At 70.4% G+C, this 20,537-nt stretch carries 21 protein-coding genes and 1 tRNA gene; 16 read left to right on the plus strand and 6 right to left on the minus strand.

What is annotated here, in order from left to right; all coding sequences use genetic code 11:
- Positions 1 to 125: 125 nt before the first annotated feature.
- On the plus strand, positions 126 to 827 hold the full coding sequence (gene hpf / locus M4960_RS13770; RefSeq protein WP_123292249.1) for a ribosome hibernation-promoting factor, HPF/YfiA family: 702 nt from the start codon (positions 126 to 128) through the stop codon (positions 825 to 827).
- 171 nt (positions 828 to 998) lie between these two features.
- The gene (secA, locus tag M4960_RS13775) at positions 999 to 3,779 is read left to right on the plus strand and encodes a preprotein translocase subunit SecA (protein WP_123292250.1); all 2,781 of its coding nucleotides are present in this window, start codon (positions 999 to 1,001) and stop codon (positions 3,777 to 3,779) included.
- Positions 3,780 to 3,930: 151 nt separating this feature from the next.
- On the opposite strand, the gene M4960_RS13780 is transcribed toward secA, so the two are convergent.
- Complete coding sequence (locus tag M4960_RS13780) at positions 3,931 to 4,371, minus strand: Rv3235 family protein (protein WP_123292251.1); 441 nt, start codon at positions 4,369 to 4,371, stop codon at positions 3,931 to 3,933.
- A gap of 118 nt (positions 4,372 to 4,489) precedes the next feature.
- On the opposite strand from M4960_RS13780, the gene M4960_RS13785 reads away from it, so the two are divergent.
- Positions 4,490 to 5,989 carry a sensor histidine kinase gene (locus M4960_RS13785; protein ID WP_111085963.1) on the plus strand — a complete coding sequence of 500 codons (1,500 nt, stop codon included), beginning with the start codon at positions 4,490 to 4,492 and terminating at the stop codon, positions 5,987 to 5,989.
- A gap of 409 nt (positions 5,990 to 6,398) precedes the next feature.
- Here the strand turns inward: M4960_RS13785 and M4960_RS13790 are convergent, their stop codons facing one another.
- The gene (locus M4960_RS13790) at positions 6,399 to 6,647 is read right to left on the minus strand and encodes a WhiB family transcriptional regulator (protein ID WP_017888820.1); all 249 of its coding nucleotides are present in this window, start codon (positions 6,645 to 6,647) and stop codon (positions 6,399 to 6,401) included.
- Positions 6,648 to 6,907: 260 nt separating this feature from the next.
- Here M4960_RS13790 and M4960_RS13795 point away from each other — a divergent pair, with 260 nt between their 5' ends.
- Positions 6,908 to 7,330 (plus strand): hypothetical protein, encoded by a 423-nt coding sequence (locus M4960_RS13795; RefSeq protein ID WP_131881465.1) that lies wholly within the window; start codon positions 6,908 to 6,910, stop codon positions 7,328 to 7,330.
- Positions 7,331 to 7,404: 74 nt separating this feature from the next.
- Here M4960_RS13795 and bcp read toward each other — a convergent pair whose 3' ends face one another.
- Positions 7,405 to 7,875 carry a thioredoxin-dependent thiol peroxidase gene (gene bcp / locus M4960_RS13800; protein WP_123672221.1) on the minus strand — a complete coding sequence of 157 codons (471 nt, stop codon included), beginning with the start codon at positions 7,873 to 7,875 and terminating at the stop codon, positions 7,405 to 7,407.
- A gap of 93 nt (positions 7,876 to 7,968) precedes the next feature.
- Here bcp and M4960_RS13805 point away from each other — a divergent pair.
- Positions 7,969 to 8,044 (plus strand) — tRNA-Lys (locus tag M4960_RS13805).
- Positions 8,045 to 8,147: 103 nt separating this feature from the next.
- Here the strand turns inward: M4960_RS13805 and M4960_RS13810 are convergent.
- Complete coding sequence (locus M4960_RS13810) at positions 8,148 to 8,798, minus strand: YigZ family protein (protein ID WP_260097402.1); 651 nt, start codon at positions 8,796 to 8,798, stop codon at positions 8,148 to 8,150.
- Between the two features lie 76 nt (positions 8,799 to 8,874).
- On the opposite strand from M4960_RS13810, the gene M4960_RS13815 reads away from it, so the two are divergent.
- The 8 genes from M4960_RS13815 (at position 8,875) to M4960_RS13850 (ending at position 14,781) form a co-directional block, all read left to right on the plus strand.
- Positions 8,875 to 9,315 carry a hypothetical protein gene (locus tag M4960_RS13815; protein WP_123292254.1) on the plus strand — a complete coding sequence of 147 codons (441 nt, stop codon included), beginning with the start codon at positions 8,875 to 8,877 and terminating at the stop codon, positions 9,313 to 9,315.
- Complete coding sequence (locus M4960_RS13820) at positions 9,312 to 9,773, plus strand: ImmA/IrrE family metallo-endopeptidase (protein ID WP_111085958.1); 462 nt, start codon at positions 9,312 to 9,314, stop codon at positions 9,771 to 9,773. Before M4960_RS13815 ends, M4960_RS13820 begins: the two co-directional genes overlap by 4 nt.
- Positions 9,770 to 10,696, plus strand: coding sequence for a hypothetical protein (locus M4960_RS13825; protein WP_248704533.1), 927 nt, complete (start codon positions 9,770 to 9,772; stop codon positions 10,694 to 10,696). Before M4960_RS13820 ends, M4960_RS13825 begins: the two co-directional genes overlap by 4 nt.
- Positions 10,697 to 10,837: 141 nt before the next feature.
- Positions 10,838 to 11,050 (plus strand): SCO4848 family membrane protein, encoded by a 213-nt coding sequence (locus M4960_RS13830; protein WP_111085956.1) that lies wholly within the window; start codon positions 10,838 to 10,840, stop codon positions 11,048 to 11,050.
- Positions 11,051 to 11,111: 61 nt separating this feature from the next.
- A complete protein-coding gene (locus tag M4960_RS13835; RefSeq protein ID WP_248704534.1) occupies positions 11,112 to 11,789 on the plus strand; it encodes a response regulator transcription factor in 678 nt (225 codons plus the stop codon).
- Between the two features lie 34 nt (positions 11,790 to 11,823).
- Entirely contained in the window at positions 11,824 to 13,140 is a 1,317-nt protein-coding gene (locus tag M4960_RS13840; RefSeq protein WP_248704535.1) for a cell wall metabolism sensor histidine kinase WalK, read from the plus strand.
- A 48-nt stretch (positions 13,141 to 13,188) separates the two neighbouring features.
- Positions 13,189 to 13,833 carry a PepSY domain-containing protein gene (locus tag M4960_RS13845; protein ID WP_248704536.1) on the plus strand — a complete coding sequence of 215 codons (645 nt, stop codon included), beginning with the start codon at positions 13,189 to 13,191 and terminating at the stop codon, positions 13,831 to 13,833.
- A gap of 108 nt (positions 13,834 to 13,941) precedes the next feature.
- Entirely contained in the window at positions 13,942 to 14,781 is an 840-nt protein-coding gene (locus M4960_RS13850) for a VOC family protein (protein ID WP_248704537.1), read from the plus strand.
- A gap of 19 nt (positions 14,782 to 14,800) precedes the next feature.
- Here M4960_RS13850 and M4960_RS13855 read toward each other — a convergent pair whose 3' ends face one another.
- The gene (locus tag M4960_RS13855; RefSeq protein ID WP_248704538.1) at positions 14,801 to 15,118 is read right to left on the minus strand and encodes a hypothetical protein; all 318 of its coding nucleotides are present in this window, start codon (positions 15,116 to 15,118) and stop codon (positions 14,801 to 14,803) included.
- Between the two features lie 70 nt (positions 15,119 to 15,188).
- Positions 15,189 to 16,751 carry an amino acid permease gene (locus M4960_RS13860; RefSeq protein ID WP_248704539.1) on the minus strand — a complete coding sequence of 521 codons (1,563 nt, stop codon included), beginning with the start codon at positions 16,749 to 16,751 and terminating at the stop codon, positions 15,189 to 15,191.
- 539 nt (positions 16,752 to 17,290) lie between these two features.
- Between M4960_RS13860 and M4960_RS13865 the strand changes: the two genes are divergently transcribed.
- From M4960_RS13865 to M4960_RS13875, 3 genes are read left to right on the plus strand one after another with little or no spacing between them, the layout of a single operon-like run.
- Positions 17,291 to 18,565, plus strand: coding sequence for a glycine betaine/L-proline ABC transporter ATP-binding protein (locus M4960_RS13865; protein ID WP_207895534.1), 1,275 nt, complete (start codon positions 17,291 to 17,293; stop codon positions 18,563 to 18,565).
- Positions 18,562 to 19,551: a proline/glycine betaine ABC transporter permease gene (locus M4960_RS13870; protein ID WP_131881483.1), complete on the plus strand. Its 990-nt coding sequence runs from the start codon at positions 18,562 to 18,564 to the stop codon at positions 19,549 to 19,551. The genes M4960_RS13865 and M4960_RS13870 overlap by 4 nt, the downstream gene beginning before the upstream one ends.
- Positions 19,552 to 19,565: 14 nt before the next feature.
- A complete protein-coding gene (locus M4960_RS13875; RefSeq protein ID WP_248704540.1) occupies positions 19,566 to 20,489 on the plus strand; it encodes a glycine betaine ABC transporter substrate-binding protein in 924 nt (307 codons plus the stop codon).
- Positions 20,490 to 20,537 lie beyond the last annotated feature (48 nt).

Raw genomic sequence — 20,537 nt, forward strand, 5'->3', positions numbered from 1 at the left:
GGTGGGTGTCCGGCAGACTCGCCGACGCACCGTGACGCGGGACCTGCGGCGGGTCTAGCCTCGCGGCAAGGCGTTCGGGTTCGCCGGATGGAGGCGACGCGCCGAAGCTCGATGGGAGCCGCGACATGGACGTGACGATCACAGGCCGGAACGTCGGGGTCACCGACCGATTCCGCACCTACGTCGAACAGAAGTCCGAGAAGATCGACGTGCTCGCTGACCGTGCGCTCGCCTTCGAGGTGCGCATCAGCCGCCACCACGAGAAGTCGGGCGGCAGCCAGGGCGAGGACCGCATCGAGCTGACGCTCATCGGTCCCGGGCCCCTCGTGCGGGCGGAGTCCGCGGCGTCCGACAAGTACGCCGCCTTCGACCTCGCCTTCGCCCGCATCATGGAACGGCTGCGTCGTGCTCGTGACCGGCGCAAGGTGCACCGCGGTCGTCACCGCCCGACCTCGGTGGCCGAGGCCGCAGGCAGTGGCTTCGACGGCATGGGGGTGGTCCCCGCTGACGGCCGCCTCATCGAGGACGTCGCCACCGGCGCGGTCACGGTCGTCGACGCCGACGCACCGGAGGACGAGGACGACGAGGTCTACAGCCCCGTGGTCATCCGGCACAAGGTCTTCGAGGCCGCCCCGATGACCGTCGACGACGCCCTGTACTTCATGGAGCTCGTCGGACACGACTTCTACCTGTTCGTGGACGCCGAGACCCACCGCCCGAGCGTCGTCTACCGACGCAAGGGCTGGGACTACGGCGTGATCGGCATCGACGACCAGACCGGTGCCGCGGCATCGGTGGACGCCGAGCCGGCCGCCGCGCTCGCCTGACGCGATCGCTGCGGACACCGTCCGACCCGTGTGTGCGCGGTCCGTTCGCGGGCCGCGCACACCGCTGCCCCCACACCGACGCCCCTCACAGCGCACGGCACCGGGGGGTTGCTAGCATGACTGGTCGATCGGGCGCGCAGGTCGCGCACGACGACCCCGTAAGGAGCTCACGTGGCAAACGTGCTGGAGAAGGTCCTCCGCATCGGCGAAGGACGCACCGTCCGCCGGCTGAAGGCGTACGCCTCGGCGATCAACGACCTCGAGGACGACTTCTCGAGCCTCACCGACGAGGAACTCCAGGACGAGACGAAGGAGCTGCGCGAGCGGTACGCCAACGGCGAGACCCTCGACGACCTGCTCCCCGAGGCGTTCGCCGCCGTGCGGGAAGCAGCGAAGCGCACCCTCGGCATGCGGCACTTCGACGTGCAGCTCATGGGCGGGGCGGCCCTGCACCTCGGCAACATCGCCGAGATGAAGACCGGTGAGGGCAAGACCCTCGTCGCGACGACGGCGGCGTACCTCAACGCGATCCCGTCGCGCGGCGTGCACGTCATCACGGTCAACGACTACCTGGCGTCGTACCAGTCCGAGATCATGGGTCGCGTCTTCCGCGCCCTCGGCATGACGACCGGTTGCATCATCGCCAACCAGACGCCGGCCGAGCGCCGCGAGCAGTACGCCGCGGACATCACCTACGGCACGAACAACGAGTTCGGCTTCGACTACCTGCGCGACAACATGGCGTGGCAGGCCTCCGACATGGTGCAGCGCGGCCACTTCTTCGCCGTCGTCGACGAGGTCGACTCGATCCTCATCGACGAGGCCCGCACGCCGCTGATCATCTCCGGTCCGTCCTCGGGCGAGGCCAACCGGTGGTTCACGGAGTTCGCCTCGATCGCCAAGCGCCTGACCCCTGGCGAGGACTACGAGGTCGACGAGAAGAAGCGCACCGTCGGCGTGCTCGAGCCCGGCATCGAGAAGGTCGAGGACTACCTCGGCATCGACAACCTGTACGAGTCGGCGAACACCCCGCTCATCTCGTTCCTCAACAACTCCATCAAGGCCGTCGCCCTGTTCAAGCGCGACAAGGACTACGTCGTGATGAACGGCGAGGTGCTCATCGTCGACGAGCACACCGGCCGCATCCTGATGGGCCGTCGCTACAACGAGGGCATCCACCAGGCGATCGAGGCGAAGGAGAACGTCGAGGTCAAGGCGGAGAACCAGACCCTCGCCACGGTCACGCTGCAGAACTACTTCCGGCTGTACCAGAAGCTCTCCGGCATGACCGGTACCGCCGAGACCGAAGCGGCCGAGTTCATGTCGACCTACAAGCTCGGCGTGGTCCCGATCCCGACGAACAAGCCGATGCAGCGCATCGACCAGACCGACCTGGTCTACAAGAACGAGAAGTCCAAGTTCGAGCAGGTCGCCGAGGACATCGCCGAGCGCCACGAGCAGGGGCAGCCCGTCCTCGTCGGCACCACGAGCGTCGAGAAGTCCGAGTACCTGTCGAAGCTCCTCGCCAAGAAGGGCGTGAAGCACGAGGTCCTCAACGCGAAGAACCACGCGCGTGAAGCCGCGATCGTCGCCCAGGCCGGCCGCCTCGGCGCCGTCACCGTCGCGACGAACATGGCCGGCCGAGGCACCGACATCATGCTCGGCGGCAACTCCGAGTTCCTCGCGGTGCAGGAGATGCACGCCAAGGGCCTGTCGCCGACCGAGACCCCCGACGAGTACGAAGCCGAGTGGGACGAGGTCTTCGCCCGCGTCAAGGCCGAGGTCGAGGTCGAGGGCGACAAGGTCCGCGCGGCCGGTGGGCTCTACGTCCTCGGCACCGAGCGCCACGAGTCGCGCCGCATCGACAACCAGCTGCGCGGTCGTTCCGGCCGTCAGGGCGACCCGGGCGAGAGCCGCTTCTACCTGTCGCTCACCGACGACCTGATGCGCCTGTTCAACTCCGGTGCCGCCGAGAGCCTCATGGGCCGCTCGAACGTGCCGGACGACCTGGCGATCGAGAACAAGCTCGTCGGCCGCGCGATCCGTTCCGCCCAGGCACAGGTCGAGGGCCGGAACGCCGAGATCCGCAAGAACGTCCTGAAGTACGACGACGTCCTGAACCGGCAGCGCGAAGCGATCTACAGCGACCGCCGCCACATCCTCGAGGGCGACGACCTGCACGACCGCGCGCAGTCGTTCCTCAAGGCCGTCATCGACGACGTGATCGACACCCACACCGGTGAGGGCTCGCCGGACGACTGGGACCTCGACGCCATGTGGACCGAGCTCGGCACGCTCTACCCGATCTCGATCTCCATCGACGAGGTCATCACCGAGGCCGGCTCGAAGGGCAAGGCGTCGCGCGACTTCCTCGGCCGCGAGATCCTCTCCGACGCCAAGCTGGCGTACTCCACGCGTGAGGAGCTCCTCGGCGACGAGGCGATGCGCGAGCTCGAGCGTCGTGTCGTCCTGTCGGTGATCGACCGCCGCTGGCGCGACCACCTGTACGAGATGGACTACCTCAAGGACGGCATCGGCCTCCGCGCGATGGCGCAGCGTGACCCGCTCGTCGAGTACCAGCGCGAGGGCTACGCGCTGTTCCAGACGATGATGGGCCAGATCCGCGAAGAGTCGGTCGGCTACCTGTTCAACCTCGAGGTCCAGGTGCAGTCCGACGGCGAGAACGCCGTCATCGAGGCCAAGGGTCTCGGCGAGGACGAGGTCTCCGGCCTCGAGTACTCGGCACCGTCGATCGACGGCGAGGTCGAGGTGCGCGACGAGAAGGGCCGCCTCGAGCAGGCCGCCACGGCGCGTGCGCAGCAGGCCCAGGCCGAGGCCGAGGCAGCTGCCGAGCCCGAGCAGGGCTCCGCGTTCGGCAACGCAGCCACGGCCTCCGGCCAGGCTGCCGCGGCCGGCAACCGCGCCGAGCGTCGTCAGGCGTCGAAGAAGTAGTCCACGTGCGCGCGAGCGCATCGTGAGCAGCAATGGTCGGGTCCCGCGTCGGGACCCGACCATTGCTGCTCACCAAGCGCACCACGCGCACCGACGACGGACGGGAGGCCCGTGGCGACACCGCCACGGGCCTCCCGTCCGCGTCAGGCACCTACAGGACGCCGATCGCGGTCGCCCGCCACCTGCCGTCGCGCGTCTCCAACCGCATCGCCACGGCGCGTGCATGACTGCGCGTGTGCACGACGACGGTCGCCTCGGCGACGCCGTCCGCCGGTCGGCAGACGAGCACGCTGCCGACCCGCAGCACCGCTCGGCTCCGCGACCGTCGGCGCACCGAGCGGGCGTGCGCGGCCACGGCTGCACGTTGCTGCAGGTGTCGGTGCACGTCGTCGGTGATCCAGCGGGCGATGCTGTCGACCTCGCGGGCCCCGGTCAGGACCTCGGCGACGCACAGTCCCAGGGCGCGTGCGGTGTCCGCCGGGTCCGGAGGGCCGCTCGCCGGTTCCTCGACCGGTTGCGATTCGACGATCGTCAGTGGCGGCGAGTGTGCCGTCGTCGTCGTGTGGTCGATCCGGCGTGCCTGCTCCGCCACCCCTGCCCCTTCCGTTGCTGGAGCGAGCGTATGGGGCGTGCAACATGAGAAATACAAAGCTGCTGGGCCTGTGGAGAGGGCGACGTTCTCCACAAGTCGGCGCACCTAGACTGGCTGGGTGTCGACCCTCAGTGACCTCGTCCTCGCGCAAGGCCGTTCCTCCGAAGCCGACGTGGAGTGGCTCCACCTGCTCGTGGGGGACTGGCAGCTCCTCGCCGACCTGTCCTTCGCCGACATGGTGCTGTGGGTGCCGACTGCCGAGGACGGCTCGTTCGTCGCCGTGGCACACGCCCGACCGAGCTCCGCGGCCACGCTGTTCTACCGCGACATCGTCGGGCAGGAGATCCGCGAGGAGTGGCGCGGTCAGGTGACCGAGAGCTTCGCCGGCGCCCGCGTCGTCGACTCCGCCGAGCCCGACTGGTACGAGGACACCCCCACCCGGGTCCGTGCGATCCCGGTGCTACGGCGCCTCAGTGCCAAGAGCGCAGAGACCACCGAGCGGCCGATCGCCGTCGTCACGCGGCACTCCAACCAGGACGAGATGCGGACGCCGAGCCGCCAGGAGCTGAACTTCACCGCGAGTGCGAACGACCTGTTCGGCATGATCGCGACGGGCGACTTCCCGGACCTCGGCGCACCGGCCGGTCCGCGCCGCGGCGCCCCGCGCGCCAGTGACGGTCTGCTGCGCCTCGACACCGCCGGCATCGTGACGTTCGCCAGCCCGAACGGCCTGAGCGCCTTCAACCGGATGGGCTTCGAGGGGGAGCTCGAGCGGAAGTCCCTCGCCGAGGTCACCACCGAGCTCATCGGCGCGCAGCTCGACGTCGACGAGTCCCTGCCCCTCGTCGTCACCGGTCGCGCTCCGTGGCGGGCTGACATCGAGTCGAAGGGCGTGACGGTGTCGCTGCGGTCGATCCCGCTCCGCGACCACGGCGACCGCATCGGTGCGATCGTGCTCTGCCGCGACGTGTCGGAGCTCCGGCACCAGGAGCGCGAGCTCATCACCAAGGACGCGACGATCCGCGAGATCCACCACCGCGTCAAGAACAACCTGCAGACGGTGGCGTCGTTGCTGCGCATCCAGGCTCGTCGGACGCACTCCGACGAGGCACGGACCTCGCTGCAGAACGCCATGCGCCGCGTGGCAGCCATCGCGGTCGTGCACGACACGCTGTCGAGCGGCCTGAGCCAGACGGTCGACTTCGACGACGTCTTCGACTCGGTGCTCAAGCTCGTCACCGAGGTCGCCGCGTCGCACAACACGACCGTGCACCCGAAGAAGACCGGCGAGTTCGGGGTGCTGCCGTCCGAGGCTGCCACGCCGCTCGCACTCGGGCTCACCGAGCTCGTCACGAACGCCGTCGAGCACGGATTGGACGGCCGCGACGGTGAGGTCGAGATCGTCGCCCGCCGGTTCGACGACCACCTGGAGATCGAGGTCCGTGACAACGGCGTGGGTCTGCCCGAGGGGAAGGTCGGGTCGGGCCTCGGCACCCAGATCGTCCGCACGCTCATCCAGGGTGAGCTCGGCGGAACGATCGACTGGCACACCCTGACCGGCAGCGGCACCGAGGTGACGATCACCATCCCGTTCCGCTGGCTGACCGCTCCCGCCTAGCCCGCGCGCTGCGCCGCGCCGCGCCCGCTCGTGAGGTTCCGAGATCTGCGCATCTCGGCGCGCGATCGCGCGTGTTGCGGAACCTCCGTGATCAGCGCACGGCGTGTTGTGGAACCCGGGCGGCTGTCGGACGGGAGGCCCGTGGGCGCGTTGCCACGGGCCTCCCGTCCGTCGTTCGGTCGCGTCTCGGGCCGCGCCGAGGTTCCGAGATCTGCGCATCTCGGCGTGCGATCGCGCGTGTTGTGGGACCTCGACGGTCAGCGCGCGGCATGTTGTGGAACCCCGAGGACCAGCGCACGGCGTGCCGCCCCGCCCGCGCCACCCCGCCCCGCGCGCCACGCGCACGACGACGCCCGCCGCCCCCGAAGGGACGACGGGCGTCGGTGTGTCCTGCGGGAACCGGCCCGGGTCAGGAAGCGCGGCGGGCGCGAGCGGCGCGGCGCTTCAGCGCACGACGCTCGTCCTCGCTGAGGCCACCCCAGACACCGGAGTCCTGGTTGTTCTCGAGGGCGTACTGCAGGCACATCTCGGTGACCGTGCAGCGCGCACAGACCGACTTGGCCTTCTCGATCTGATCGACGGCGGGCCCGGTGTTCCCGACGGGGAAGAAGAGCTCGGGGTCCGCGGTGAGGCAAGCTGCCTTGTCACGCCAGTCCATGTGTGGTGCTCCTTGATGTCGATGCTCGAACGGCAGGCCGGGGCCGGGGTTCGGGGGATCGGAACGCTGACCATGCATGAGGCATGAGGGGACAACTGTGGGGAGGAGTCCGCTGGAAGCGAGTCTGACGCCCGCGTGACGCTCGGGGGAGGAGCGACGAACCACGGGAGACGCACACCACATCGTGCCGTCCAAACGACCTCGAATATCGTTCCATACTGGTAGGGGCAAATCAAGGGTTCCGATGCTGGAGGATCACTGTGCACGATGACGACCCGACCGCGGTCGACCGTCCTGAGCGACGCTCACGCGCGCTGATCGGCCTGCTGGTGGTGGTCGGCCTCGAGTTCGCGGCGCTCGTCGTGGTCACGGTCGTCCTGGTCGTCGAGCTGATCGTCGCGCCGGCGTCGAGCCTGGCGTCCGGGATCGCCCTGACGATCCTGTCGGCCGTCGCGGCGCTGTGGCTCGGTGCGCTCCTGAACGGCCTGTGGAAGCGTCGCGCCTGGGTGCGGTCGGGGATCATCGTCTGGCAGGTCCTGCAGGGTGCGATCGCGATCGGCGCGTTCCAGGGTGTCTTCCGTGAGCCGGCGGTCGGCTGGGTCCTGCTGATCCCCGCACTGCTCGGCATCACGTTCGTGCTGTCGCGGTCGGTGACGGCCGCGCTCGCGCGTCCGGCCGAGTAGACGCGACCGAAAGACGGACGGGAGGCCCGTGGCGACGCCGCCACGGGCCTCCCGTCCGCCTTGTGGTCCGGTCATCAGACCAGGCCGAGCTTCTTCCGCAGGCTCGCCACGTGTCCGGTCGCCTTGACGTTGTAGAGCGGCAGCTGGACGCTGCCGTCCTCGTCGACCACGATCGTGGAGCGGATCGTGCCGGTCACGATCTTGCCGTAGTTGTTCTTCTCGCCCCACGCGGCGTAGGCCTTGTGCACCGCCAGGTCGGGGTCGCTCAGCAGCGGGAAGGTGAGCGCCTGCTCGTGCTGGAACGTCTTGAGCTTCGCCTGCTCGTCCTTCGAGACGCCGAGGACCTCGTAGCCGGCTGCCTGCAGCGACGACATGTTGTCGCGGAAGTCGCAGGCCTCGGTGGTGCACCCGGGGGTGGACGCGGCCGGGTAGAAGTACACGATGACCTTCTTGCCCCGCAGCGCGGCGAGCGAGTGTTCGACGCCGTCCTGGTCCGGCAGCGTGAAGTCGGGGGCGGTGTCGCCGGCGGCGAGACGGTCGGTCATGGTGCTCCTGTTCGCTTGGTGCCCACGAGTGGTCGTGAGCGCGCAGAACCCATGCTATTGTTGATTCCCGTTGCGGCACGGAAGCCGGAACATGCACCTCTAGCTCAATTGGCAGAGCAACTGACTCTTAATCAGTGGGTTCTCGGTTCAAGTCCGAGGGGGTGCACCACAACCGCGAAGGCCCCGACTCATCGAGTCGGGGCCTTCGTGCGTTCCGGGGGTGCGAACGCGTTCCGAGCGGGACACGCCCGAGGTGCTTCCGGCGGTCGGATTCAGTCGGCGGCGACGTCGACGATCCGTTCCGGGCCGACGACGAGGTCGACGGCGCCGGCGGAGGCCGCTGCGAGGTCGGCGGTCAGGGTCCCGAGCGCGTCGGCGGGCACCCAGACCTCGAACGTCGCCGCACGTCCGTAGGCCGTCGCACCGAGGGTCGCGTGGTGGTGCCGGACCCAGTCGCGCAGGACGTTGTCGAGCCGGCCGGCCTCGGCGTGCGGGGCGTCGAAGTGCACCTGCGTGAGCGCCTCGCGCCGGACGAGCGCGGCGGTGTCGAGGGCCTCCGAGACCGAGGTCGAGTAGGCGCGGACGAGTCCGCCGGCGCCGAGCTTCACGCCGCCGAAGTAGCGCGTCACGACGGCGACCACGTCGGTGAGGTCGCGGCGGCGGAGCACCTCGAGCATCGGCACGCCCGCCGTGCCCGACGGTTCTCCGTCGTCCGACGACCGGGCCTGGTCGCCGAGCGTGCCGGTGACCATCGCGGTGCAGTTGTGCCGGGCGTCCCAGCGGCGGCGTTTCACCTCGGCGATGACCCGCTCGGCGTCTGCCACGTCCGACACCGGGGCGACCGTGGTGATGAACCGCGACTTCGTGATGACGATCTCGTGCTCGACCGGGTCGGCGATCGTCGCGGGGAAGCTGCGGGCCATGCCCACGAGGCTAACGGCGTGCACGGTGTCCGCCGCGCTACGATGTCGTGCACGCACGGCTGGGGAGGAGTCCGACATGGAGACCGGTGATCCGAGGGGCGGGGTCCTGGACGCCGCCGAACTCGCACGGCGCATCAACCTGCTGCTCGACTTCGAGGAGTCCCAGCGCGGCGCCCCGGTGCCGTTCGCCTCGATCGAGGAGTACGTCGCCGCCCACGGTGGTTCGCTCTCGCGGGCGAAGTGGACCTACATGCTCTCCGGCGACGGCCGACGCAACCGCGACACCGAGCTCCTGCGGCTCCTCGCCGGGTACTTCGAGGTCGACGAGCGCTTCCTGCTCGAGGACAGCGACGTCCCCGAGCGCATCGGCGCCCAGCTCGCCCTCGTCCGCTCCCTGCGCTCCGCCCGCGTGAGCGGGTTCGCTGCCCGCACGTTCCCCGGCGAGCTCTCACCCGAGGCGCTGCGGCGCATCGCCGAGGTGCTCGAGGAGGAATCACAGCGCGGGAGCGTGGCGTGACCGACCCGCTGCTCGAGTCCTTCTGGGCGCGCGGCGCGGTCGAGGGGTGGTCCGACGTCGACCAGGCCGTCGCAGCTGCAGCCGTGGTCGTGGACAAGCCCATCGTCGTCCGCGAAGAGGCGTTCCTGGCGACGGAGCCCGTGTGCGGCTTCGTCGCGACGCTCGAGCACGCTCACCTGATCATGATCTCGCCGACCGCGTCGCCCACCTTCCGGGCCTTCGTCATCGGCCACGAGCTCGGTCACGTCCTGCACCGGCACCAGGAGCACGCGCCCCAGTCGGCCTACATCCGCGACGTCATCCCGGACCTGCCCGAGTACAAGGTCGAGCGGGCACTGGCGCGGGGGATGTTCTCGAACGCGTACGAGCACGAGGCCGAGGTCTTCGCCGACGCGCTCGCGACGCTCATCCGGCGGCACCGAGGCCGCCCGAGCGCCTTCCGCGGGGTCTTCGGGTGATCGTCGCCGTCGTCCAGGCGGTGCTGCTCATCGCCGGGACGATCGCGCTCTTCGTCCTGCAACGCGGGCAGGACCGGACCCTGGCGGTGACCTTCCTGCTGTTCGCCGGCACCATCGTCACGAACGTCGATCCGCTGTACCGGTGGCTCGACCCACTGCTCGGCGGCTCGAACCTGGTGACCGTGGTCAGCGACTGCCTGATGGTCGCCGGCACGAGCACGCTGCTCTGGGGCGTGGCGAAGGCGGTCGGGGCGGCGCGGCCGTGGCTCCGGAACGCGATCGTGGTGTCGTGCGCCGCGGTGGTGGTCGTGGTGGTCGTCGCCTTCGTGGTGCTGGACAAGCCGGCCACCACGACGACGTTCATGCTCGACGCCGGGTCGCACCCGGCCGCGACCGTCTACTCGATCGCGCAGACGGTGTACCTCGGGGTGGCGCTCGGCGCGACGGGCCTCATCTGCGTCCTCCGCCTGCGCGAGGCCCGGACGACGACGGACCTGGTCGGGCTGTGGGTCCTGGTGCTCGGCGGTGTCCTCGGGGTCGTCCGGATGGTCGTCGTCGTGGTCATGGACCTGGCGCACGTCACGGGGGACCTCGACCGGATGCGCTCCCTCGCGCTGCCGTACGACGTCACGACGCCCGGCGCCGTGATCTGCGTCTCGACGGGCATGCTGCTGCTCGTCGTCGGACACCGGGTCTCGCGACGTCGACGCACCCGGCGGGTCGACGCGGCGCTGCGGCGTCTCGCGCCGCTGCACGAGCGGATCGGTGCCGACAACGCCTACCCGTCGACCGAGGACCCCGCGACGCGGTTGAGCCGCGCGATCGTCGAGGTCAACGACGGGCTCCGGCGGACGCGTACGCCGTTGACCGATGCCGAGCGAGCCGTCCTCGCCGAGGCCGAGTCGGCGCTCGACTCCGCGTAGCCCGAAGGGGTGACTCGACGGTCTCCCGACGCCCGTGTAGGGTTTGTAGCAAGTGCTACAGATCCTGTGGCTCGTCGGATGGGACTCGGCCGCGTTGGGGGCGGCCGAGCACCACCGACACTCGTTGTCTAGACTCGGACGGTGCTCGTCTTCGCCGCAGTCGTCCTGTTCATCGGTGCCGTCTTCAACGTCGTCACCTGGCCGCGCTTCTTCCAGCGCGTCGCGAAGGACACCCGCGCGCGGGACGCCGCGGGCAAGCCGACGACGTTCTACACGGTGCACCTCGTGCTGCTGCTCATCGCGCTCGCCATCGCCGTGGCCGCGGTCGTCGCCGGGATCCTGCTGCTGGTCTGAGCCGATCGCCGTCGGGCGTCGCTTCAGCGCTGCTTCAGGGCGGCACGGCAGGATCGTCGCCATGCGTGTCCTGGTGGTCGATGACGAGGTGCGGCTCGCCGACGGCGTCCGTCGCGGCCTCGAGGCCGAGGGGTGGGCGGTCGACGTCGCCCACGACGGCGTCGACGGCCTGTGGCACGCCCGCGAGTTCCGCTACGACGCGATCGTCCTCGACCTGATGATGCCGGGGATGAGCGGATGGGCGGTCTGCGCCCAGCTCCGGGCCGACCAGGACTGGACGCCGGTGCTCATGCTCACCGCCAAGGACGGCGAGTGGGACCAGGTCGAGGCCCTCGACGCCGGCGCCGACGACTACGTCACGAAGCCCTTCTCACACCCGGTCCTCGTCGCCCGGCTGCGCGCGCTCGTCCGCCGTGGTGCGCGGGAACGCCCGGCGGTGCTGACCCTCGGCGACCTGGTCGTCGACCCGGCCGCACGGACGGTGACGCGTGCCGGGACCCCGGTCGACCTGACGAGCCGGGAGTTCGCGGTGCTCGAGTACCTCGCGCGGCGCTCCGGGCAGGTGTGCTCGAAGCGCGAGGTGATCGAGAACGTCTGGGACGTCGACTTCGAGGGCGACCCGAACATCGTCGAGGTGTACGTCGGGCACCTCCGGCGCAAGCTCGACCGGCCGTTCGGACGGACGTCACTCGAGACCGTCCGCGGTGCGGGCTACCGACTGGCGCCTGACGGTGGCTGACCGGGGGACGGGGCGCACGCGCCGCTTCCGGTCCGTGCGCGCGCGGACCACGCTCGGCGCCGGCGTCGTAGTGCTCGCCGCCCTGGTCGTCGGTGCCGTGGGGTTCGTCGTGGTGCTCCGCCTGGTGCTGCTCGACGGGGTACGGACGTCCGCCGAGGCCGGGCTCGAACAGGTGTCGTCACGGGTCGAGTCCGACGGTGCCGGTGCGGTGACCGACTACGAGGACGTCCTGGTGCAGGTGGTCGGTGACGGCGGCTCGGTCCTCGCACACGGTGAGGACGCCGACGCTCCGGCCCTGTCGACCGCCGACGAGTCCCGGTGGTCGCACGACGGCGAACGCTGGCTGCTCGTCGCCGACGACGTCGACCTGCCCGGTGGGGGTGAGGCGACCCTGGTGTACGGCGTCTCCCTCGAGCAGACCGACACCGCCATCCGGACCGCCGTGGTGCTCCTCGCCGTCGGGGTGCCGGTGCTCGTCCTCGTGCTCGGGATCGTGACCTGGTCCGTGACCGGGCGGTCGTTGCGGCCGGTGGAACGGATGCGCACCGAGGTCGAGACGATCCGTGCCGCGCAGCCCGACGCCCGCGTGGTCGTGCCGGACACCGGCGACGAGATCGCCCGGCTCGCGACCACCATGAACGCCATGCTCGACCGGCTCGACCGATCCGCGGCGGGGCAGCGGCAGTTCGTGTCCGACGCCTCGCACGAGCTGCGGTCGCCGATCGCGTCCCTCCGCCAGCACGCCGAGGTCGCCGTCGCGTACCCGGACCGGACGGACGTGGCCGAGTTCTCCGACGTCGTGCGGTCCGAGGCCGTGCGCCTGCAGGACCTCGTCACCGGGCTGCTCGAGCTGTCACGGCTCGACGAGGGCGGCGCGGGTGTCCGTCGTCCCGTGGACCTCGACGACCTCGCACTCGACGCCGTCGCGCGGACGCGGGCCCGGGTGCCGGCTGGTGCGACCGGTGACCGTGCGATCCGGGTCGACGGCTCCGGGATCTCCGCCGCACGCGTGCTCGGCGACGAACGGCTCCTCACCGGCGTGGTCCGGAACCTCGTCGACAACGCCGTCCGGCACGCGACGTCGCGCGTCGCGGTGGCCCTGGTCGAGCAGGACGGCGCCGCGGTGCTGACCGTGGACGACGACGGCTCCGGGACCCCGGCGGCCGAGCGCGACCGGGTGTTCGAGCGGTTCGTCCGGCTCGACGAGGCCCGCAGCCGCGACGCCGGTGGTGCCGGCCTCGGTCTGGCGATCGTGCGGGACGCCGTCCGGGCGCACGGCGGCGAGGCGACGGTGGCGGACTCGCCGCTCGGCGGGGCGCGGTTCGTCGTGCGCATCGCACTCGGCGGCTGAACAGGCGGCTTCAGGTCTGCTTCAGCACCCCGACGACATGCTCGTCCCATGACCTTCCGCACCCAGCTCCAGAAGCCCTCCGCCCGCCGCGTCGCCGCCCTCGCCGCCCTGCCCGTCGTGGCCGCGCTCGCCCTCACCGGCTGCTCCACCGACGGGCCGTCCGACTCGGCGGCGTCGTCCTCGAACGGATCGGCCGCGACGGGCGCCACCACCGGCACGTCGGGTGGCGCGTCCGTGACCGCCGCCCCGGCCACGTCGAACGACGCCCTGCTCGCCGCTGTCGCGACCGCACGCGGGAGCGTCGGCTCCGGCACCGTCATCTCGGTCGAGCAGGAGCAGCGTGGCAGCGCGTACGAGGTCCTCGTCGTGACGAAGGACGGCGCCGAGCACGAGGTGCACACCGACGCCGCCGGCACCGGGGTGACCGGTACCCCGCAGACCGAGACCGCGGACACCGACGACCGTGCCGAGCACGACCGGTTCGTCGCAGCGGCCGACCTCGACGTCAGCAAGGCCGTCAGCGCCTTCGAGGACCTGCACGCCGGTTCGATCACCGAGCTCGGCCTCGACGACCACCTCGGCACGGTGGTCTGGGAGGGTGACGTCGTCGACGGGTCCGGCACCAAGCACAGCGTCCGGATCGACGCCGGTTCGGGCGACGTCGTCACCGACCAGGTCGACACCGACGACTGACCCGACGACCGGCCCGGCGACCGGCCCGGCGACCGACCCGGCCGACGTCGGCGGTCAGCGGTAGACCTGGGGCATCCGACCTGCGCGTCGGCGACCTCGGGAGACACCATGACGGACCAGACCCCTCGCACCTACCCGCAGGGCGTGCCGAGCTGGATCGACGGACGACACCCGGACCCCGACGCCGCGCAGGCGTTCTACGGCGGTCTGTTCGGCTGGGACTTCGAGGAGCGCCTGCCGCCCGGGGTCCCCGGCTCGTACCGGATCGTGAGCATCGACGGACGAGAGGTCGGCGCGATCGCCTCGGGTGACGAGCCGGCGTCGTGGACGACGTACATCGCCGTGGACGACGCCGACGCGGTGGCCGCACGGGTCGTCGAGCTCGGTGGCACCGCCGCTCCGGCGGAGGACGCTGGGCCGGGTGGCGCCGCGGGCCGCAGCGTCGACTGCGTCGATCCGCGTGGTGCGGCGTTCGGACTCTGGCAGGCGCGCGAGCGGCTCGGGTCGCAGCACATCAACGCCCCCGGTGGTTGGGTCTTCAGTGACCTCCGCTCGACCGAACCGGAGCAGGCGGTCTCGTTCTACGAGCAGCTGTTCGGCTGGCGGGTCTCCGGCATCGAGGAGGGCCCGAGCGCCATGGTCCGGCTGCCCGGCTACGGGGACCACCTCGCGGCCACCTCCGACCCCGACATCCGCGAACGGCAGGTCGGCGCACCGGAGGGCTTCGCGGACGTCATCGGCGCCCTCACCCGACTCGACGACGGGCCGGACGACTGGCACGTGTCGTTCAGCGTGGCGGACCGTGACGCCGCCGCCGCACGGGCCGAGGAGCTCGGCGGCGCCGTGCTCGGTACCTGGCAGGGTCCGTGGACGCGTGCGGCCGAACTGCGGGACCCGCAGGGCGCCACGTTCCGCGTCACGCAGTTCGCCCCGGAGGGCGACGCCTGAGCGCAGCGCCCGCGGACCGTCAGCCGGTGGTGAGCGGCGGTCCGAGCACCTTCTGGATGGCCAGCGCGGCGAGCTGCTCGTCCGAGGTGTCGAGCAGCACGCGGAACGTCTCCGGCTCCGTGACGAACTCGACGCAGACGGCGTCCTCGTCGCACGGTCCGAGCCGCCACCCCGACACCGCGTCCATCGGCACGGAGATCCGCGCCTCGCGCTCGTAGTCGGTCTCGGCCTCCAGGCGGTCGGGGAACACCCGCAGGCGTCCGTACGCGCCTCGCCAGCTCAGCTGGAGATCGAGGGTGGGGGGAACAGACGCAGGGGAGACAGAGCGGTCCGGCACCCGCCGATCGTACCGACGGGTGCCGGACCCACTGCACTCGGCGCGCGACGTGCTGCGCTCCGGGGACAGATCAGACGGTGCCGTCGGAGCCCTTCTGCTCGCCGCCGTCCTCACCGTCGCGACGGACCTGGTTCGCCGGGTCACGGACACCGATCGGGTACGGACCGGTGACGCCCTGTCGGAGCGAGGCGATGCGCAGGATGCGGTCGCGCTGCAGGAACCAGCCGACGACGAGCAGCGGGATCACGATCACGAGCGACGCGATCGTGTAGGTGCCGACGGGGTAGTCGATCGCCATCAGCACGATGACCGACGCCAGGAACGCCAGGGTGAGCCACGCGGTCACCGGGGCGCCGGGCAGCTTGAACGACGGCTCCTTCGCCAGTCCCTGCTTCGCCCACGACCGGAGCCGCATCTGACAGAGGATGATCGTGCCCCACGCCGTGATGATGCCGAGGCTCGCGATGTTCAGCGCGATCTCGAACGCCTGGCTCGGGACGAAGTAGTTCAGGACGACGCCGGCGACCGTGAAGCCGGCGGTGAGCAGGATGCCGGCGTACGGCACACCGCCCTTCGACATCTTGGTGGTCCACTTCGGCGCCGAGCCGTTCATGCCCATCGAGTGCAGGGCGCGACCGGTCGAGTACAGGCCGGCGTTGAGCGACGACAGTGCCGCCGTGAGCACGACGAAGTTCATGATGCCGCCGACGATCGACCCGACCTGCGGGTTGCCGAGCGACGAGAAGAACGTCACGAACGGGCTCTCGCCCTCCTTGTACGCCGTGTACGGCAGGAGCAGGGAGAGCAGGATGATCGACCCGACGTAGAAGACCGCGATGCGGAACACGACGGAGTTGATGGCGCGGGGGATGACCTTCTCGGTGTTCTGCGTCTCACCGGACGCGGTGCCGACGAGCTCGATCGCCGCGTACGCGAAGACGACGCCCTGGATCACGATGACCGCGGGGAGCAGCCCGTTCGGGAACAGTCCGCCGTTGTCGCCCCAGATCGAGAAGCCCGTGCGGACGGCTTCGCCGCCGGCCTCGACCGGGAACGCGAAGACGAGCCAGATGATCGCGACGACGAGGAACGCGACGAGTGCGGCGACCTTGATGAGCGCGAACCAGAACTCGAGTTCGCCGAACACCTTGACCGCGACCATGTTGGCGGCGAGCACGACGACCAGGGCGATCAACGCGAGGAGCCACTGCGGTGCGGCGGTGAACGCGGACCAGTACTGCAGGTAGATCGCGACGGCGGTGGTGTCGACGATCGAGGTCATCGCCCAGTTCAGGAAGTACATCCAGCCGGCGGCGTAGGCGAACTTCTCGCCGTAGAACTCGCGGGCGTAGGAGATGAACGACCCCGACGACGGACGGTGCAGCACGAGCTCGCCGAGGGCGCGCAGGATGAAGAACGCGAAGATGCCGCAGATCAGGTAGGTCAGCGCGAGCGCGGGGCCCGCGGTGTGGAGTCGTCCACCCGCACCGAGGAAGAGTCCGGTGCCGATGGCCCCACCGATCGCGATCATCTGCAGCTGCCGGGGCTTCAGACCGTGCTGGTAGCCCTCTTGCTCGTGCGAGAAGTCGTTCGCCGGAGCACGGTTCACGCCCGTGTCGTTCTGCGCTGTCATGCGCGCCAACCTACATGCGCACGGAACCGGGGCGGCACACAAACCTCCGAACGAGCTGATCTGTAACGAGACGGTCACGATCGCGATCCCCATGTGCGTGGGCGACACGCCGAGGACGGGGTACAGCGGTGCCGGGATTCCGGCGGACGTCGATTGTGATCGGGGGACAAGACACCGTTAGGTTTGAACGTCCCCACAGGCCCGATGGTCGGGGACACGACGACCAGGACGCGTCCACGGCCAGTAGTGCCGGGGCCGTACGGTCGGCCGGACCGGGACCGCCCCGAGCGTGGTCCCTGCGTGCGTGATCGCTCGCCCTGCGCCGTTGCGCGGGGCTCGACGTGGCCGCGCGCACCGTCCCGGACGACCCGTCCGCAACCACACCGTCGCCGCACGCGCGCTCGTTCGCCGTGGCGACGCGAGGAGCCCAGTTGTCCATCGCACCACCCGAGAGCCGGCACACCCCGTCGCCGGACCCCACCGGCACGTCCCCGGACCCGACCACGTCGCCGGCGGTCAGCGTCCGCGAGGTCTACAAGGTGTTCGGCCGCCGACCGGCCGAGGCCGTCCGCCGCCTCGCCGCCGGTGCCACCCGCGACGAGGTCCGCGAGCAGGGATCCGCCGCGGTCATCGACGCGTCCTTCGACGTCCGGCCCGGCGAGATCTTCGTCGTCATGGGGCTGTCCGGCTCCGGCAAGTCGACCCTCATCCGGATGCTCAACGGCCTGCTCGAGCCCACCGCCGGCAGCGTCGAGATCGGCGGCCGCACGGTGACCGGCGCGACGCCGAAGGGGATCCGCGACATCCGCCGGTCCAGCGTGTCGATGGTCTTCCAGCACTTCGCCCTGCTGCCGCACCGCACCGTGCTCGAGAACGTCGCGTACGGCCTCGAGGTGAACGGTGTCGACAAGACGACGCGCCTCGCGAAGGCCCGTGAGGTCATCGACCTGGTCGGCCTGGACGTCTGGGCCGACGCGAAGCCCGACGAGCTGTCGGGGGGCATGCAGCAGCGCGTCGGCATCGCCCGCGCCCTCGCCGCCGAGACCGACGTCCTGCTCATGGACGAGGCGTTCAGCGCGCTCGACCCGCTCATCCGCCGCGAGATGCAGGAGCAGCTCGTCGACCTGCAGCAGCGGCTCGGCAAGACCATCGTCTTCATCACGCACGACCTCAACGAGGCGATGTTCCTCGGCGACCGGATCGCCGTGATGCGCGACGGCCGGATCGTCCAGATCGGGTCGCCGGAGGACATCCTCACCGACCCGGCGAACGACTACGTCGCCCAGTTCGTGCAGGACGTCGACCGGGCCCGCGTGCTCACCGCCGCGAGCGTCATGGAACCGGCCCGCGCCACCGTCCCGCTGACCGTGGGGCCTCGTGGCGCACTGCGCACCATGCGCGACCTGCAGACCGCCGCGCTCTTCGTCACCGGTCGTGGCCGGAAGCTCGAGGGCTGGGTCCGCGACCGGCACGTGATGCGCCAGGTGAAGGCCGGCGACACGAACCTCGACGCGATCGTGAACACCGAGTACGCCCGGGTCGCCCCCGACACCGCGCTGACCGACCTGTTCGAGCTCGCCGTCGAGTCACCCCTGCCGATCGCCGTGGTCGACGACGAGGAGCGCCTGCTCGGCGTCGTCCCCCGCGTCACGCTCCTGGCAGCACTCGGCAACGTGCCGACTGCGACCATGCCGATCCCGGTGCTCGAACCGGTCACCCGCATCTCCGACTCCGACATGGACTCGACCCTCGCCGCGACCGGCGAGACGCCTGCCCACACCGGCGAGCCCGCCACCGAAGGAGACCACGCATGATCACCCCCGGTACCAACTCCTTCGGTGACTTCCACCTGCCCCTCGGCACCTGGGTCGCCGCGGTCGTCGACTGGATCACGACCTACCTGTCCGGCTTCTTCGACGTCGTCCGCTACGTGTTCACGTGGATGGACGCGTGGATGGAGTACTTCCTGTCCACCCCGCCGTTCTGGGTCGTCGTCGCGGTCCTCGTCGTGCTGGCGTTCCTGGCGAAGGGCTGGAAGCTCGCGCTCGGCGCGGCCATCGGTCTGCTGTTCATCGTCAGCGTCGGGCAGTGGACGAACGCGATGAACACCCTCGCGCTCGTCGTGGTCGCCGCCGGCCTGGCCGTCGTCCTCAGCATCCCGCTCGGGGTGTGGGCCGCCCGGTCCGACGCCGCGAGCCGGATCATCCGACCGGTCCTGGACTTCATGCAGACGACCCCGGCGTTCGTCTACCTGATCCCGGCGCTGCTGCTGTTCCGCGTCGGCGTCGTCCCCGGCATCGTCGCGACGATCGTCTTCGCGATGGCCCCCGGCGTCCGGCTCACCGAGCTCGGCATCCGCGGGGTGCCGAGCGAGGTCGTCGAGGCCGGTGCCGCCTTCGGGTCGAGCCCGTGGCGCATCCTCCGTCAGATCCAGCTGCCGTTGGCGAAGGCCAGCATCATGGCCGGCGTCAACCAGGTCATCATGCTGTCGCTGTCGATGGTCGTCATCGCCGGCATGGTCGGCGCCGGCGGCCTCGGCGAGCAGATCGTCGCCTCGCTGAACCGCATCGACGTCGGGCTCGGGGCCGAAGCCGGCCTGTCGGTCGTGGTGCTGGCGATCCTGCTGGACCGCCTGACCGCAGCGCTCGGCGGCGACGCGAGTGGTGCCTCCCGGCCGTGGAAGCGCAAGCGCAAGCCCACCGTGACCGCGACGCCGAACGCGGCGACCGCCCAGACCGCCGCCACCACCGAAGCAGCCCCGGCCGACCGCCGGCGCGAGCCGCAGACGACCAGCGCGTGAGGAAGGACCAGACCATGAAGCGAACCAAGCGAACCAAGCGCACCCTCGCGGCGGCCGTCCTCGCCGTCGCCACCGCCGTCGGCCTGTCCGCCTGCATGCCGCCCGGCTACTACGGGGCCTCCGGCACCGTCGACAACGGCGACCAGAAGTCGATGCACGTCGTCGTCTTCAACGGCTGGGACGAGGACACCGCCGCCAGCTACCTCTGGAAGCACGTGCTCGAGCAGAAGGGCTACGACGTCCAGCTCACGAACTCCGACGTCGCACCCGCGTACACGGGCCTGGCATCCGGCGACTACGACGTCGTGTTCGACACCTGGCTGCCGAACACGCACAAGGAGTACATGGACACCTACGGCAAGGACCTGACGGACCTCGGTGCCTGGAACGAGCAGGCGTCGCTGGAACTGGCGGTGCCGAAGTACTCGGACATCGACTCGATCGACGAGCTCAAGGCGCACGCGTCCGAGTTCGGCAACAAGATCATCGGCATCGAGCCGGCCGCCGGTGAGACGAAGGTCGTGTCCGACCAGGTCATCCCGCAGTACGGCCTGGACGGCATGGACTTCATCACGAGTTCGACGCCGGCGATGCTCGCCGACCTCAAGGCCTCGATCGCGAAGAAGGAGGACGTCGTCGTGACGCTGTGGCGTCCGCACTGGGCGTACGACGCCTTCCCGATCAAGGACCTGAAGGACCCGAAGGGTGCGCTCGGCAAGAACGAGGAGATCCACACGATCGCCAAGAAGGACTTCGAGCAGGACTTCCCGCAGGCGTCGAAGTGGATGGAGGACTTCTCGATGGACTCCGACACCCTCTACTCGCTCGAGAACGCGCTCGTGAACAGCGGCGCGAAGGCCAGCGAGTACCCCGCGATCACGGAGAAGTGGGCTTCCGAGCACCAGGACTTCGTCGATTCGCTCACGTCCGGCAAGTAGTCAGCAGGTCGGACAGGAGGCCCGGTGCGCGTCGTGCGCACCGGGCCT

This window comes from Curtobacterium sp. MWU13-2055, assembly GCF_023242305.1.
In the GTDB taxonomy this organism is placed as follows: Bacteria; Actinomycetota; Actinomycetes; order Actinomycetales; family Microbacteriaceae; genus Curtobacterium.

Coding starts and splice junctions, on each gene's coding strand:
- hpf (WP_123292249.1), top strand. CDS start 126: ATGGACGTGACGATCACAGGCCGGAACGTCGGGGTCACCGACCGATTC.
- M4960_RS13790 (WP_017888820.1), bottom strand. CDS start 6,647: ATGGACTGGCGTGACAAGGCAGCTTGCCTCACCGCGGACCCCGAGCTC.
- bcp (WP_123672221.1), bottom strand. CDS start 7,875: ATGACCGACCGTCTCGCCGCCGGCGACACCGCCCCCGACTTCACGCTG.
- M4960_RS13810 (WP_260097402.1), bottom strand. CDS start 8,798: ATGGCCCGCAGCTTCCCCGCGACGATCGCCGACCCGGTCGAGCACGAG.
- M4960_RS13815 (WP_123292254.1), top strand. CDS start 8,875: ATGGAGACCGGTGATCCGAGGGGCGGGGTCCTGGACGCCGCCGAACTC.
- M4960_RS13835 (WP_248704534.1), top strand. CDS start 11,112: ATGCGTGTCCTGGTGGTCGATGACGAGGTGCGGCTCGCCGACGGCGTC.
- M4960_RS13845 (WP_248704536.1), top strand. CDS start 13,189: ATGACCTTCCGCACCCAGCTCCAGAAGCCCTCCGCCCGCCGCGTCGCC.
- M4960_RS13850 (WP_248704537.1), top strand. CDS start 13,942: ATGACGGACCAGACCCCTCGCACCTACCCGCAGGGCGTGCCGAGCTGG.
- M4960_RS13860 (WP_248704539.1), bottom strand. CDS start 16,751: ATGACAGCGCAGAACGACACGGGCGTGAACCGTGCTCCGGCGAACGAC.
- M4960_RS13870 (WP_131881483.1), top strand. CDS start 18,562: ATGATCACCCCCGGTACCAACTCCTTCGGTGACTTCCACCTGCCCCTC.
- M4960_RS13875 (WP_248704540.1), top strand. CDS start 19,566: ATGAAGCGAACCAAGCGAACCAAGCGCACCCTCGCGGCGGCCGTCCTC.